This window comes from Pseudanabaena sp. CCNP1317, from assembly GCF_034931345.1.
In the GTDB taxonomy this organism is placed as follows: Bacteria; Cyanobacteriota; Cyanobacteriia; order Pseudanabaenales; family Pseudanabaenaceae; genus Pseudanabaena; species Pseudanabaena galeata.
Window position 1 is genome coordinate 13,105 of record NZ_JAYGIF010000161.1, and the last position, 16,061, is coordinate 29,165.

Genomic DNA, 16,061 nt, shown 5'->3' on the forward strand with positions numbered 1-16,061 from the left:
CCTATTATCTTTGTGCTAAACAAGCTTTACATAACTCTTAGTCATGACAAAGCAATTACGGCCGTCAGGCGATGTCTCATATCTAATTTCGTCAGCAACAGTCTTGGCAATCATTAATCCTCGCCCCCCCGTGGGAATATCATCAATACTTTCAAAATCTTTGCTTTTCTGAGACTCTATCGCAGCTCGTTCAATTTCTGCCTGTAGATCAAATGGTTCGCCAAAGTCCCAAATCTTCATTTCTAGGAAATACTGATCCTTGTCAAGGATGATCTCAATATCTATGGGCGTTTCTTCAGGCAATCCCTCATGGGCATAGGAAACCACATTGGTAAATACTTCTACTAAAACGAGATTACACTGCATCCAAGTTGATTTTGGCAACAGATTTTGAAATTGCTGAAACCACTCTTGCAATTGAGCAAGAGCATAAATATCACTGTTAACTTGAATATGGTAACGCTCTAACACTGATAATTTATCTGAATTTCAAGAATCTATTATTTTTAAGTTTAAGTTCAATTACTGACGGTTATACCAACGCATTAAGACACCTGCAAGTTTCTCTGAGTCATGACATACAGTGCCATTGTCTTTCTCTCGCATAATGTTAGCGACTAAAATAGGGCAGCCCATTACAGCAAGGCTATCACGGTCTAGATATGTAAAATGCGATCCAGAAGAAGCATAGTGTTGTAGCGATCGCTCTGAAGGTGGATGCTTTTGAACTAAAACCACATCAAACAATCGTACACCCGCTAACTCATCTAAAACTCTTACATAATCAGATACGGCATAGCCGTCCGTTTCACCTACCTGACTCATGATATTACAAAGATAGATCGATGGCACATTGCGATCAATTAATGCTTGGAGTATTTCAGGTACGAGTAGGTTAGGAATGATACTGGTATATAAGCTGCCAGGTCCAATCACAATCAGGTCTGCTTCGTTGATATCCTCAATGGCTTGGGGCAAACCCTGCGGATTATCTGGCTTACAACCAATATGTTTGATTTTACCTTTGGCTAGGGGAATATTGGACTCCCCCTCAATATATCGTCCATCTTCAAATTCAGCCCATAGCACCATATGTTCAAGGGTTGCTGGTAAAACGCGCCCCCGTACAGCTAATACCTGTGAACTAGCTGCGATCGCTTTTTCGAGATCGCCTGTGACTTCACTCATGGCGGTGAGAAATAAATTGCCAAAGCTATGACCAGTTAATCCTTCTCCTGTTTGAAAACGGTATTGAAATAATTCTGTGACTAGTTTTTCCTCATCAGCGAGAGCTGCGAGACAGTTACGAATATCGCCTGGAGGTAAGACTCCATACTCACGGCGTAAACGTCCAGAGGAGCCACCATCATCGGCAACGGTGACGATCGCCGTAATGTTGGCACTATATTGCTTCAGTCCACGTAATAGGTTGGATAAGCCCGTACCACCACCCACAGTGACAATTTTCGGTCCACGGTTGAGCTTGCGATGGGAGACTAGCAATTCTAATAGTTCTTTGTCTTGATTGGGCATCAAAACTTGGGTGATCGATCCAAGAGCGCGTTTTTGTCCTAGCCACAATAGCCCTAGCCCGAATAAAAGGGCGATCGGTCCACTCATGTTGCGGGGCAAGATCGATACCAAGGTGTCGATCGCATTACCAATCAAGCGTGACAAATATAAGATCGGAGTTAGCCTTGCGGAGATGGCAACCCCTAACACGATTAACACAATACCGACGATGCTAACTAGTAGCCATCGCTTCACAAATAATCCTGGTAAAAACCACTGAAACCCTCTCAGCCACTTTCTTCTTTTTAGGGCTGGACGATATCGATTTGCTGGTGGCTTTTTTGAGGGCTTCATTTAGCATCCTGTAATATGTACCAGCACTTCGCGGGTATGACCCAAGTTGCGATGTTCCCAGACAAAGATTCCTTGCCAAGTGCCGAGGGCAAGTTTACCATTAGCGATCGGGATCGTTTCTGAGGTTTTGGTAAGGGTGCTGCGAATATGCGATGGCATATCATCAACTCCTTCAGAGATATGGCGATATTGGCTAGCATCTTCGGGAATCAGTTTTGTAAAAAATGTTTCTAGATCAGCCAATACATCTGGATCGGCATTTTCTTGAATGATGAGACTCGCGGATGTGTGACGTAAAAACACGTTGCACAACCCCATCTTTATCCCTGATTGAGCTAAAACTGCATCCACTTGGCGGGTGATATTGTGCAGCTTTTTGCCATTGGTACGCAAAGCGATCGTTTGCTGCACCATAGTTTGGACTGTATTTGTGTTCATTGAGTATCTAGAAAAGCGCCGACTATGGATAATGCTACCACTGGTGCTGTGATGGCAGATAAAACCCGATCGCCTAAGGATACAGGGATAAATCCTGCTGCGATCGCCATTTCTTCTTCTCTAGTAGTCCAACCACCCTCGCAACCTGTGGTAACGATGATCTCAGAATTTTCTTCTCCATTGGAGTTTTGTAGACTAGTGAGTAAATGTGGGGCATTAGGACTAGTTACACATATATATTTCCAAGTTGGTAATGTTGAGTTTGCTAGAGCGTCTAGCCACGATGTTAATGTTTGGGGACTATAAATTTCAGGTACATAATTACGCATTGATAGCTCGGCTGCTTCCTCGGCGATGCGTTGCCAGCGATCGCGTTTTTGGTTGCCAATTTCTGTACCTGACTTGAGAATTGTGCGATCGCTAAATAACGGCACAATTTGACGCACTCCTAGCTCCGTAGTTTGACGAATTACTGACTCGATATTGCTGCCTTTAGGCATGGCGATACCAAGAGTGATCTGGGCGGCTAACTCAGAATTATTTTCTAATTTGGCAATGACTTCGGCAATATCGGGATCACTGGATAGCTTGGCTAACCACCATCCACCTTGGCGATCGAGGGCAATAAATTCGGATTCAGTTTCTAATCGCAATACATTGCATAGGTAATGTCTTTGCTCTGTAGTAAGTGCGATCGGGCTATTTATTTGTAAAGCTGACAAGACTTGGTGCGCTTGTAAAGTTAATCTTTGCAGTCGGCGTTTTTTGATCACAGCTTAGACGAGTTATTGGAATTATAGCTGTCGCTATTCTTGTTAGGACATAAAACCCAAATAGTGTGAGGCGGCGCTTCGCGCCGCCTCACACTATTTGGGTTTTGATTTGCCCTGATACAGATGGCTATAGCTATACAAGAATTTATAGCAATAAAGGGTTTGCTTAGGATATAAAACCCCAAATAAAGGTGGCAGTGCAAAGCACCGCCACCTTTATTTGGGGTTTTTGGGAAAGTTAGCCGTCGGCTAGCTTTCCCAAAAACTGCTCAAAACCAAAAAGATTAATGGCAGCGTGAAGCGCCGCCATTAATCTTTTTGGTTTTATATCCTGAGTAAAAATTGCATCGCTACACAATGAGAAATGCAAGGTTTTGAGTTTTCATTTTGCTTACAGCAAAATGAAAACCTTCATAATGTCGAGTTTGCTTTACTAGAGGATAATTCACGATAAACTTTAACCTAAAAGAATTTTTAAAAGGCTTATGCACGGCAAATTCACATTGCATCCCCCCATACGCTTTGGAACTGACGGTTGGAGAGGCATCATTGCCGATGACTTTACCTTTGAGCGCTTAGCCGCAGTTGCCCCGATCGCTGCTCATATTCTCCGTGAAACCTTTGGTGCATCAGGTAGTAACACAATTATTGTGGGATACGATCGCCGCTTCATGTCTGATGCTTTTGCCAAACATACTGCCGAAGCCGTGGCTGCGATCGGTTTTGATGTCTTACTTGCCGATGACTTTGCCCCGACACCTGCGTTTAGTTGGGCTGCCTACGATCGCAAAGCTTTGGGAGCTTTGGTAATTACAGCTAGCCATAACCCTGCCAACTATTCGGGCTTAAAAATCAAAGGTGCATTCGGTGGCTCAGTATCCCCAGATGTGACCGTCAAAGTTGAGGAAATTTTAGAGCGTGGTGATTTTGTCTATGAAAGTCCTCATCTTGACAAAAGAGTAGGCAAAATCGAAACCTTTGACGCATGGGCAAGTTATTGTGAGGCTTTGCGGGGTAAAGTAAATATTGAAGCGATCAAGCAGGCGATCGCAGTGGGAAAGTTGACCGTATTCGCAGACGTAATGCATGGAGCAGCCGCAGGAGGTTTAGCAAGAATTTTAGACTTGCCATCTGCAACCCAAGCCAATTTAATTGAAATCAACAGCGAGACTGACCCGCTCTTTGGTGGTGGAGCGCCTGAGCCGCTCCCTCGCTATATTGCTGAGCTATTCCGTCAAGTCAAAACCTATCACCACGATCATCCAGAAAAAACTTTAGTGGGATTTGTGTTTGATGGTGATGCCGATCGCATCGCTGCAACTGATAGTGAAGGCAATTTCTTAAGTTCGCAAATTCTCATTCCCATTCTATTGGAACATCTTGCCAAAAATCGCGGCTTTAAAGGTGAACTGATTAAAACCATTAGTGGTTCTGATCTGATGCCTAAAGTGGCGACTCTCTTCGATTTGCCAGTTTATGAAACTCCTGTTGGATACAAGTACATTGCTGAAAGAATGCTTTCGGGGATTCCTTGTCTATTGGGAGGCGAAGAGTCGGGTGGTATCGGCTATGGCAATCATATTCCTGAACGTGATGCTTTATTGTCGGCTTTATATGTGCTAGAGGCGATCGCTGAATCTGGAAAGGATTTGAGTATTCTCTACAGTGATCTCCAAAAGCAGACTAATTTTGTTTCTCATTACGATCGCATTGATAAGAAGCTCTCAGGTATGGCGGCGCGTGAGAAATTAGTATCTACTCTTCAGCAATTTTCATTGACTGAAATTGCTGGGCGCAAAGTAATAGATGCTAAGGCTCCCGATGGCTTTAAGTTCCGTTTAGCCGATGGAAGTTGGCTATTAATTCGTTTTAGTGGAACAGAACCATTACTAAGGCTTTATTGCGAAGCTTCTACCCCTGAACTTGTGCATAAAACCCTCAACTGGATTTCCAATTGGGCTGAGCAATTCAACTAAAAGCAAGGGCTATTTGATGCCCTTGCTTTTTTGCAGCATTAACACCAATTCATGAAAGTATGGCAACACTTTTATGAATTAAAAAACGATCTAAGTAAGTGTTCTCAAAACACAAAATGGCGTAGCCATTTTGTGTTTTGGTATAACATGCAGCTATCAATAAATGTAAATTTCATCATGCTAAAACAAAATCAAAAATCAACAGAGAATGGCAGCACAAAGTACCGCTATTTTCTTTTGTCGAAAAAACTTGGAGATTTATTAATTGTTTTTTGCTGCGTGTGTTTGATGCTTTTTAGCATCGATCATTTACCAGTCATGGCAGGCGATCGCACATTTCTGAAGGTATCACTGGACTTCGTCAATGAGTATCAATTACCAAAACAAAATTTTGAGAATACTCCCGTGGGCGGCTTATCGGGACTGACTTATGATCGCATTGATGATGTTTTCTATGCGGTTTCTGATGATCGCAGTGAATTTGCACCTGCAAGATTTTACGCGCTCAAGCTAAAATTTAGCCCTCAAAAAGAACAATCCAACCTTGAGAATGTAGAAGTAATTGGCGTAGATTTCCTCAAAGATAAAATGGGTAATACCTATGCCTTGGGTGAAGTTGATCCCGAAGGAATTGCATTAACAGGCGATCGCACGGTTCTCGTTTCCAGTGAAGGTGTAACTAGCAAGAGTATCCCTCCCTTTATCGACGAGTTTGACCTATTGACAGGTAAATGGCTCAGAAGCTTACCAATACCTCAGCGCTATCTATTCGAGCCAAAAAAGGAACCAAATTCTAACAAAAATCAACTTCCTAATCCAGAGCCACAGGGCGTAAAAGACAATCTTGGATTTGAAGCACTTACCGTAATTCGCGACTCCATTGGTGATCCCTATCGCGTTTTTACGATTACCGAAAATGCTCTTGCTCAGGATACTCAAACCGATGAGAGTCTGCCATCTGAAAGCCGATTTTTGCATTATCTTGTTGGTAATATCGCGCCGCTAATCGTTGCTGAACACCGCTATCCCGTAGAAGCAATGACTCCACCTGTCACTCAAATTGGTGTCAATGACATCGTATCCCTCGATCGCGGCGGTCACTTTCTCACCCTTGAGCGCTCTAATGGAAGCAATGGATTGAGCGCTAAAATTTGGCAGATTTTTACAGGTGATGCAAATGACACTTCAGCGATTAAGAGTTTTCGGAATAGTCCCAATGTGCGATCGATCCGCAAAAAGCTAGTTTTAGATTTAGCAACTCTGGGGATTAAATTAGATAATTTAGAAGGAATGACCATGGGGCCTCGTTTAGCCGATGGTTCGCAAAGCCTGATATTGGTAAGTGACGATAACTTTAGCGAAACTCAAGTCACTCAATTTCTAGTATTTCGACTAAATCGTAATTCCAGCCCTGCCCGCTAAATACCCGCTTTAATAAAGAACTGCTCTGATGTGACTGCTAAATTAGGAAACAACTCATCCGTTAACAAGCGATCGCCTCGATAAGTCTCAGGGGGGCGATCGTCAAAAAACACTGTAATACTCCGCATTGGTGGATATACCACCCATACTCTTTCCACTCCTGCACTGAGATAATCCGTCGCTTTCTGTGCTAACTGATTAAAAGTTTGATCGGGCGATACAATCTCAATCACTAACTCTGGCAATACGGGACATGGCGTATCCTCACGCCAATCTGCGGCAAGGCGATCATAAGATACATATAGCAAATCAGGCACAGGAACCCAATCTTTACCTCGTCGTTTTAGAATTACTGACCATTCAATCGATACTTGTCCAATCCCATGAGACCAACCTGATAACTCAGACCAAAAAGCACTTGTTAATCGGGAGTGAAAAAATTTCGGTGACATTTTTTTAATTGCTTCTCCATCAAGTAGTTCGTAACTTTCATCGTTTTCAGGTAAGCTCAAAAATTGCTCTAGGGTCAGTTGAGGAATTGACTCTGAGCTATGAATGGATTTTTCTTGAGAATTTTCTATAACAACACTAGTCATCTGTTAGCCTCCTTATTTAAACTGGACAAGAGATGTGGCGCTTTGCGACATATCTTTTGTGATTAGATTAAAATCCTAAATCTGCTTTGGCAACTTCGGCAACTCGTAAGACTTCTGGTGTCGAGATTTCTTCCCAAGGCACTTCGCCGATCTCTCGATAGAAAGTTTCATCGTAGGGACGAGTTTGGACGACTACAGGCATTGGGACAGCATGACCTAAAACGAGGGCTTGTTGCTTAGAATCTAACTTCGATAAAATTGTTCGCAAATTGCCACTACCAGCTACACCCGTAAAAATTGCGTCAATATCCTTCTCATCATTGAGTAACGCCGTAATTCTCGTTCCAATTTGTGACATCACTTCATTATCAATTCCCGATGGACGCTGATCGACGATGAGCAAAGTCACAAAATACTTCCGCATCTCGCGAGCGATCGTCCCAAAAATAGTTTGTCTAGCCGTATTCGGAGCCAGAAATCGATGGGCTTCTTCAATGGTGATCGTTAACTGCTGAGGGCGATCGCTAATATTTTTGGTCTGCAAAAATCGCTCAGCTTGCTGCACATAGGAATGATGAATCCGCCGCGTAATGATATTTGTCGCCAACATATAGGAAAGCAGATTTGACTGCGAACCGAACTCAATCACGATGTGTTTTCCTGCCGCGATCGCATCAAGAATCCGCTTAATATAATTTTCGGGACAAGTTGGGCGTAAATATTTGAGATCATCAAGGCGGGTGAGTTTGCGCTGGAGCGCCATAATTGAAGATTTACTGCCCATCTTCTGTTCGCAAAATTCTTGAATTTCGGAATTAGTCATTGCTAGCAATCGCGAAATCCAATTCTTTCCAAATTCATTCCGTAGAATAATTGCATTTTCCAAACTGGCTTCCGAGAGATTTAATTCATCCCGAATTAGCATCAAATCTTCAACATCGATCTGGTCATAACTAATGTAAAGTTCCTGTGCATCGCGCACTCCCCGCCGCTTCGTCGAGTCAGGATCGAGCGTATAAATCTGCACTTGTGCAGGAAATAATTGCCGTAAACCCTTAACTGTACTAAATCTTTTACCTTCAGTCGCTGCTTCCCAGCCATATTCTGAATGCATATCAAAAATTAAATTTACGGCTGCTTGCTTACGGATAATCCCCGATAGTAATAGGCGCGTCAAAAAAGATTTACCAGTACCCGATTTTCCAAATACGCCATTACTTCGCTCCACAAAGCGATCGAGGTCAAGACAAATTGCTACAGGCATATCAATCGGCTGCCCGATCGCAAAGTTCCGTTTATGGGGATCATCTTCCCAACCAAACACAATCCGAAAATCACGCTCAGTCGCATCAAACACTTGCGAGAAATGACTGGGGATCGTCTTTACTGGCAATAGTTGAAAGTCACTAATTTCTTCTACCGTTTCATAAACAGGGGATTTCTTGCGTTTAGTCTTTTTGACGCGATCGCTATTCGGATTAGCAGAGCGTTGAGCGATCAGATCAAAAGGATTTGCAGGCACAAACATCAACATCGGCGTTAAATTGATCGTGCCAAAAGTCCCCGTTCCTGCCAAAATTTCGGTTAAGAAAGTATTCTCAGGATCGGGCGGATTCATGAGAATGCGAGGGCTAGCTGTACCAAGGGTGACATCAGTGAGGATACAAAAAAAGCGAGTATGCCGACCATGTACCACTAGAAACTTGCCGACGCGCATATCTTCGACGGAAATCTCGCCATTGAGCCGAACTTCTAAACCGTCGCTTAAAGAACCCTGAACAACAATCCCTAATGGTTGCAAATCCATGCTAAACCTACGTTAAGCGTGCATACTTTTGCTTAGCATAGCAAAACGGCGAAGAAAACTTAGTTTTCTTCGCCGTTTTGCTGTAATTAGCTGCTAATTCTTTTTAGAGTGCTTTGCACCCTAGAAAGTAAATTTAGTAGCGACCACCGCCGCCGCCAGACTTGTTATAGCCGCCGCGACCACCGCCGCCGCCTCTGTTACCACCGCCAAACGAGTCATTATTCTCGCGAGGCTTAGCCTTGTTAACTTTGAGTACACGACCCATCCACTCAGCACCGTCAAGTGCAGTGATGGCGGCATCTTCTTCAGCATCCGCACTCATTTCTACGAATGCAAAGCCACGGGCGCGACCAGTTTCGCGATCGGTAGGGAAATGAACACGAGTGACCTTGCCGTAGTCTTCAAACACAGGCTTTAAGTGGTCTTGAGTAACTTCATAGGACAAGTTACCGACGTAAATAGACATTATGCTTTCTCCAAGAATTCAATGAGTATGTAGAGATAGAGATGTCGGAGAGAAGCTTGTCACGATGAAACAGAAAAAAACTGTCAGTACAGAAAACAATTACTACAACCGATAACTACTTTTACCTTACGGATGATAGTCTAGCGCATAAGCTTTAAGTTTGGGTATAATGTTACGTTTTGTTTATTTTTGTATCAAGCGGTATTTTACCGAAAGCAAAGGCACTATGAAGCATCACCTTTGCTTTTTTGGGGGTATCGCAATTCGCTGAAGTCTGCCAATACTTTTGTAATTGCTGTTACGTGGAATTTTCTTAGCCCTTCACCCCTAGCCTCTATTCCCTTTTGGGAGAGCAGGGTGTTTGCATATTCGGAAAGGGATAGTAGGTATAGATTGCATAAAAAAGCGAGATAAAAAACAGCAAATAAAAAAGGAGCCAAAACAGGAAAAAATGGTCTGGTAAAAGCTAAACAAAAAGCAAGTCTATGCCATGAACTTTATAGAACAATTCAATCAGATCCCAGACCATCGGAAAAGCAAAGGTAAGCGCCATCTATAGCAATCCTAAGAGAGTGCGCCCCTTCGGGGCACACTCTCTTAGGATTGCTATAGTAAAATTGTTTAACGATAGGAAAGAGACTTTTGGGTTCTTCGACAACTAGCCCAAAAGTCTCTCGAATGCGAGATAGGTTGAAGTCGCTACAAGCCATATCAACTCAAGCCATATCAACTAATGTAATAGCAAAGATTTTGATTGATCTTTTCTTAAAAAAAAGCGGCGCATCGCGCCGCTTTTTTTTTAAGTTAGAGCGGCTGCGCCACCGACTACTTCGAGAATTTCTTGAGTAATTGCAGCTTGACGAGCCTTGTTGTACTGCAAGGTTAGAGCCTTGATCAAGTCTCCAGCATTTTCACTAGCATTGTTCATTGCGGTCATCCGTGCGGCGAGTTCGCTAGCTACGGACTCTTGCAAGGCGCGAAGAATTTGGTTGCTGAGGTAGAGCGGTAATAACGCATCGAGAATTTGTTCAGGATTTTGCTCAAAAAGTAATTCTTTAGGCAATTCCTTAACAGTGATTTCCCGCTTTTCGCGCTCGACTTGGAACTTCCCACCACGAGTAATCAGGCGGAAAATTTCGTCATCTTGAGGCTCTAGTCCTTGTGGCTCAAGGGGCAAGAGCGTTTGGACTACAGGACGAGAGCTAATCAAAGATACAAATCGGGTGTAGATCAACTCAACGCGATCAATTACACCAGCCAAAAATGCTGAGGTGATTTCATCTTCGATCGCATTAGCTTCGGCAGCATTAGGAATTTGATTTAAGTTGGTGAACTTAGCGGCGATCGGTTGATCGCGACGGGCAAAGTATTGCGCCGCCTTACGACCGACTAAAATAAAGGTGTAATTAATACCTTGTTCCTTTAGTTCCTTAGCACGGGCTTCAGCACGACGAATAATGGTTGAGTTATAGCCACCACAAAGCCCGCGATCGCCTGAAATTACCAGAAGACCAACGGTTTTGACAGGACGTTTTTCGAGTAAAGGCAGACTGACATCCTCAAAGGAGATGCGCTGCTGGAGACGATATAGGACTTGAGCGAGGCGATCGGCAAAAGGACGAGTGGCAAGAACTTGCTGCTGAGCGCGTCTGACCTTTGCGGCTGCGACAAGACGCATTGCTTCAGTTATCTTGCGAGTATTCTTAACAGTGCCGATGCGATCGCGGATGGATTTGAGGTTAGCCATGAAACTAAATTGCTACTTGCTATTGAATACTATGGAAAATTTGAAATATCACAGAAGACACTTAAGTATCCTAAGTATCTTAATAAAAAATTGCGCCTTCAAACCGCAAACTAATGTATATCCTTGAAATTGATTAGCATAGGATCAAATGTGCGTTAGCACATTTGATCCTAAAGATCTGCAAATAAACTTTTAATTCCTTGATATGATCGCCTCCTCACCTTCCTTTAACCCAATTTTTACAACAAATAGCCAATTATCTGATGCTGATGAGTCATCAGATGATTCTCTCGAAATTGCGGGGCGTAAGTTCCGATCGCGTTTGATGACTGGCTCAGGAAAATATACTAGTTTCGAGGTGATGCGTCAGGCGATCGCCGCCAGTGGTTGCGAGATCGTCACCGTGGCGGTGCGTCGGGTGCAAACTAATGCAGCAGGACATGAAGGGCTAGCCGAAGCGATCGACTGGAGCAAATATTGGCTATTGCCCAACACGGCTGGCTGTCAAACTGCCGATGAAGCGGTGCGCGTGGCAAGACTGGGGCGCGAGATGGCAAAAATCTTGGGTCAGGAAGATAATAATTTTGTGAAGCTAGAAGTAATCCCCGATCTTAAGTATTTGCTGCCCGATCCGCTTGGCACTTGTAAAGCCGCCGAACAACTTGTCAAAGAAGGTTTTGCAGTCTTACCCTATATCAATGCTGATCCCAGACTTGCGAAAACCCTTGAGGAAATTGGTTGCGTTACCGTGATGCCCCTCGGTTCACCAATTGGCTCAGGGCAAGGGATTAATAATGCGGCAAATATCAGGATTATTATCGAAGAATCGAAAGTGCCTGTAGTTGTCGATGCAGGAATTGGAGTTCCTAGTGAAGCAGCCGCCGCAATGGAAATGGGCGCGACCGCTTTGTTAGTAAATACAGCGATCGCCTGTGCGAATAATCCTGTGGCAATGGGTCGGGCGATGGGCATGGCAACTGAGGCAGGACGGGCTGCTTATTTGTCAGGACGGATTCCTGTTAAAGCCTATGCTAGTGCTAGTTCCCCATTAACAGGTCTAGTTTCCTAAATAGAAAAGAGAGCTTGCTCTCTTTTCTATTTAACTTAGGGACGTGCAGTAAGATAAAAAACCAGATTTTTGTAGCGCGGCGAAGCCGCGCTACAAAAATCTGGATAATTTGAAAGGAGTAAAGTTTTGACTATTACAGCAGTTAAATCCACAACAATAGAAGAATTCCTACTGTTACCAGAGACTAAACCTGCCTCCGAGTTTATCAATGGACAAATCATCCAGAAACCAATGCCCCAAGGAGAACATAGTCAACTTCAGATCGAACTCTGCGAAAATATCAATCAACTCACTAAACCTCAAAAAATTGCGAAAGCATTCCCAGAGTTACGCTGTGTATTTGGTGGCATCGCAATTGTGCCAGATATAGCAGTATTTCGTTGGGAGCGCATCCCGCGACTGCCATCAGGTAGAATTGCGAACCGCTTTGAAACTTATCCTGATTGGGCTATTGAAATTCTCTCGCCCGATCAGCGATATAAACTAGTCTTATCCAAATTATTACACTGTGCTGAATATGGTACTGAGATGGGGTGGTTATTGGATTCAGAAGACGAGAGTATTTTAGTAGTCGATCGCGATCGCCGTGTTAGAGAGTTAAAAAATAGCGATCGCTTACCAGTGATCGCAGGAATTGATTTAGAACTAACTGTTGCCGAAGTCTTTAGTTGGCTGAGTTTGTAGGAAAATTCATTCGCTTGGGAAAATCAGCGAGAATATGGAACTATTTGATTTAAAAGATATTACTAGCGATCGCTATGTCAACGTTATTGTTGATTGCATTGGTATTGATGATTTGCTGACCTATCGTATTCCTGATGATCTCGACATTCAAGTTGGTGATATTCTCAGTGTTCCATTAGGTACTCGTCATGTGGGGGCGATCGCTTTACAAATTTCTGATACTTCCCAAATTGCAGATGCCGAAACAGAAATTAAATCAGTTAGTGCTGTAGTTAGTTCAGGCATTTTCCCAAAGACTTATTGGGAGATGCTGATTCGCACAGCAGAGTATTATCGTACACCCGTGATGCAGACGGTAAAAACTGCTCTGCCGCCTAAGTTACTGGATCAGTCTCATTATCGAATTAAAGTAAAGCAGTCCCTCACCCCCCAGCCCCCTCTCCCAGAGGGAGAGGGGGAGCAAGATTCTTTTTCCCCTCTCCCTTTGGGAGTGAGTAAGCAGGATTCTTTTCCCCCTCTCCCTCTGGGAGTGAGTAAGCAAGATTCTTTTCCCCCTCTCCCTCTGGGAGTGAGTAAGCAAGATTCTTTTTCCCCTCTCCCTCTGGGAGTGAGTAAGCAAGATTCTTTTTCCCCTCTCCCTCTGGGAGTGAGTAAGCAAGATTCTTTTTCCCCTCTCCCTCTGGGAGAGGGGCTAGGGGTGAGGGCAATCTCTAAAGCCGCACAAATGGTTTGGGATTTTTTACAAGAGCATAAGCATAATCCTAAAGGAATTAGTCGTCGTTATATTCAGCAAAAGCTTGGTAGATATACTAGTTCAGGCTTAAAGGAACTGCAAAAACTAGAATGGATTGATACGGTTTTAGAACTGCCAAATCGACCGCAACCTAAATATGAAGATCTAGTTATTTTACTTAAAGTCCCTGATAGTGAAGTCACCATAAGACAAGCAGAGATTCTTACGATTTTGCAGCATCAGGGTGGGGAATGCTTAAAAACACAATTAATTAAGCTTGCCAAGACATCAGTCTCGGTTTTGCAAACACTTACGAATAAAGGATATCTTGCCATATCCAAACAAGAATCTCTACGGTTAGGCGGAAAAAGTCATACAGTCAAACGCGATCGCCCCAAAGATCTCACACCCGATCAAGATGCTGCTTTACAGCAAATTTTGCAGGCGATCGCTGACCAAACTGCACCGCATTTCCTCCTACATGGGGTCACAGGCTCAGGCAAAACAGAAGTATATCTGCAAGCGATCGCTGCTGTACTCGCAGCAGGAAAATCAGCGCTAGTTCTGGTTCCTGAAATTGGCTTAACCCCACAACTTACCGATCGCTTTCGAGCAAGATTTGGGGATGCGAAGGTGAATGTTTATCACAGTCAGTTATCAGAGGGCGAGCGCTTTGATACATGGCGATTGATGCTCACAGGTGAAGCGCAAATTGTAATCGGTACGCGATCGGCAGTATTTGCGCCGCTTTCTAATTTGGGTTTAATTGTGATGGACGAGGAGCATGACAATAGCTTCAAGCAAGATCAACCCCAACCCTGTTATCATGCGCGGACGATCGCCGAATGGCGATCTCAGTTAGAGCAGATTCCCCTTGTGCTTGGTTCCGCAACTCCTTCAGCAGAAGTAATCTATGCTCATCAAGAAGGGAAATCTATTTATCTAGAACTTCCGCATCGCATTGGCAATAAGGATATGCCACCAATTGAAATTGTCGATATGCGCGATGAATTTAAAGCTGGTAATTACTCGATTTTGAGTCGCAAGTTGCAAGGTGCGATCGCCGAAATGCTCGAAGCAAAGCAGCAAGGAATTCTCTTCATCCATCGACGTGGCTACAGTACCTTTGTCTCCTGTCGCTCCTGTGGCTATGTTGCCGAATGCCCAAACTGTGATGTTTCTCTTTCCTATCACGATCCGATTTCACCTACCGCTCATCAACCAAAATCCGCACATTTACGATGCCATTATTGTAACTACACGTTAATTCAGCCCAAATCTTGTCCAGAGTGCGGCTCACCTTATTTTAAGCATTTTGGAAGTGGCACTCAAAAAGTGGAACAGGAACTCGCAAAGCTATTCCCAAATATCCGCTTGATTCGCTTTGATAGTGATACCACTCGCAATAAGGATCAACATCGCCTATTAATTGAGCAGTTCCGTTCGGGAGAAGCAGACTTATTAGTGGGGACACAGATGTTAACCAAGGGTTTAGATATTCCGCAAGTGACCTTAGTGGGCGTAGTTTCAGCGGATGGATTATTAAACTTTTCAGACTATCGCGCAGGGGAGAGAGCGGCGCAAACTTTGCTACAGGTAGCGGGTCGGGCTGGTCGGGGCGATGAAGATGGCAAGGTAATCATGCAAACCTATACCCCAGAACATCCTGCCATCCAAGCGGTACAGACCTATCAACTGGAAGCATTTATGCAGACTGAGTTAGAAATGCGTGAAGCCCTGCGTTATCCACCGATGGGACAGATGGTATTAATTCACCTCAGCAGTGAGAGTGACACCACTGTTGAGAAAGCAGCGAATCAATTAGCAGATTATTTACGCCAATTAGAAAATGATTGGGATATTTTAGGGGCAACTCCCGCGACGATCGCTAAAGTCGCTAATCGTTATCGTTGGCAGATTTTGCTAAAGTTTGCTCCTGAAGTTTTGCCTAATGTGCCAAGTTTAGAAGAATTGCGAATGTTGGTTAACTCTAAAGCTGTACGAGTAGCGATCGATGTCGATCCGCTCACCATTTTGTAATAGTCGCCTTGATATAGCGTTTTTCAAGCAAGCGAGGTACAAAGTTTTGTTTCCCCGCCGAAGGCGGGGAAACAAAACCGTACTTCACCAGACTGATAAATGCTATAAATTCTAATTTGGCAGGAACTGCTATCGAGCAAATGGTATCGCGATAAAAGAGCTAACTTAACGTCAGTTCGACGACAGCAGAAAATGGTAAGAATCGCTTAGCGATTCTTACCATTTCTGCCATTAGCGGCGTGCTTTGCACGCCGCTAATGGCTATATCGAACTCACATTAACTTATCTCAAAGCCTAAAATGACGTGAGTTCGACGCACTAAAAGATGGCAGGAGGAAGAGCAGGTAAGCCTTTGAAGAGAAGATCTAAAGCAGGTTTAGTCTCTCGATATGTATAAGCAACCAACCCAGCTAAAAGGTTGACAAGAAAATTAAAAAAACTGCG

At 43.7% G+C, this 16,061-nt stretch carries 12 protein-coding genes and 1 pseudogene; 5 read left to right on the plus strand and 8 right to left on the minus strand.

The window, feature by feature from the left end; genetic code table 11:
• Window positions 1–15: 15 nt before the first annotated feature.
• Genes VB775_RS25325 through VB775_RS25340 form a run of 4 tightly spaced genes read right to left on the minus strand, consistent with a single transcriptional unit; the run spans window position 16 to window position 3,077 of the window.
• Complete coding sequence (locus VB775_RS25325) at window positions 16–471, minus strand: ATP-binding protein (RefSeq protein ID WP_281007311.1); 456 nt, start codon at window positions 469–471, stop codon at window positions 16–18.
• Between the two features lie 51 nt (window positions 472–522).
• The gene (locus VB775_RS25330; RefSeq protein ID WP_281007312.1) at window positions 523–1,866 is read right to left on the minus strand and encodes a gluconeogenesis factor YvcK family protein; all 1,344 of its coding nucleotides are present in this window, start codon (window positions 1,864–1,866) and stop codon (window positions 523–525) included.
• Window positions 1,867–2,304: a secondary thiamine-phosphate synthase enzyme YjbQ gene (locus VB775_RS25335; protein WP_281007313.1), complete on the minus strand. Its 438-nt coding sequence runs from the start codon at window positions 2,302–2,304 to the stop codon at window positions 1,867–1,869.
• Window positions 2,301–3,077, minus strand: a complete 777-nt coding sequence (locus tag VB775_RS25340) for an RsmE family RNA methyltransferase (RefSeq protein WP_281007314.1) — start codon at window positions 3,075–3,077, stop codon at window positions 2,301–2,303. The genes VB775_RS25335 and VB775_RS25340 overlap by 4 nt, the downstream gene beginning before the upstream one ends.
• A 485-nt stretch (window positions 3,078–3,562) precedes the next feature.
• Between VB775_RS25340 and VB775_RS25345 the strand changes: the two genes are divergently transcribed.
• Together VB775_RS25345 and VB775_RS25350 are read left to right on the plus strand one after the other, a co-directional pair.
• Entirely contained in the window at window positions 3,563–5,053 is a 1,491-nt protein-coding gene (locus VB775_RS25345) for a phosphoglucomutase/phosphomannomutase family protein (protein WP_281007315.1), read from the plus strand.
• A 288-nt stretch (window positions 5,054–5,341) separates the two neighbouring features.
• Complete coding sequence (locus VB775_RS25350; protein WP_281007316.1) at window positions 5,342–6,475, plus strand: esterase-like activity of phytase family protein; 1,134 nt, start codon at window positions 5,342–5,344, stop codon at window positions 6,473–6,475.
• Here the strand turns inward: VB775_RS25350 and VB775_RS25355 are convergent.
• The 4 genes from VB775_RS25355 to VB775_RS25370 form a co-directional block, all read right to left on the minus strand.
• Entirely contained in the window at window positions 6,472–7,071 is a 600-nt protein-coding gene (locus tag VB775_RS25355) for a Uma2 family endonuclease (protein WP_281007317.1), read from the minus strand. The two genes, VB775_RS25350 and VB775_RS25355, sit on opposite strands and share 4 nt — an antisense overlap.
• A gap of 67 nt (window positions 7,072–7,138) precedes the next feature.
• On the minus strand, window positions 7,139–8,878 hold the full coding sequence (locus tag VB775_RS25360) for a helicase HerA domain-containing protein (protein ID WP_281007318.1): 1,740 nt from the start codon (window positions 8,876–8,878) through the stop codon (window positions 7,139–7,141).
• A 133-nt stretch (window positions 8,879–9,011) separates the two neighbouring features.
• Window positions 9,012–9,344 (minus strand): RNA recognition motif domain-containing protein, encoded by a 333-nt coding sequence (locus tag VB775_RS25365; RefSeq protein ID WP_094532620.1) that lies wholly within the window; start codon window positions 9,342–9,344, stop codon window positions 9,012–9,014.
• A gap of 799 nt (window positions 9,345–10,143) precedes the next feature.
• The gene (locus tag VB775_RS25370; protein WP_281007319.1) at window positions 10,144–11,091 is read right to left on the minus strand and encodes a F0F1 ATP synthase subunit gamma; all 948 of its coding nucleotides are present in this window, start codon (window positions 11,089–11,091) and stop codon (window positions 10,144–10,146) included.
• Window positions 11,092–11,362: 271 nt separating this feature from the next.
• Between VB775_RS25370 and VB775_RS25375 the strand changes: the two are divergent.
• The 3 genes and pseudogenes from VB775_RS25375 to priA all read left to right on the plus strand — a co-directional run.
• A pseudogene (locus tag VB775_RS25375) lies at window positions 11,363–12,160 on the plus strand (thiazole synthase); the annotation flags it as partial.
• Between the two features lie 126 nt (window positions 12,161–12,286).
• Window positions 12,287–12,844: a Uma2 family endonuclease gene (locus VB775_RS25380; RefSeq protein ID WP_281007321.1), complete on the plus strand. Its 558-nt coding sequence runs from the start codon at window positions 12,287–12,289 to the stop codon at window positions 12,842–12,844.
• 34 nt (window positions 12,845–12,878) lie between these two features.
• A complete protein-coding gene (gene priA, locus VB775_RS25385) occupies window positions 12,879–15,617 on the plus strand; it encodes a primosomal protein N' (protein WP_281007322.1) in 2,739 nt (912 codons plus the stop codon).
• Window positions 15,618–16,061: the final 444 nt, after the last annotated feature.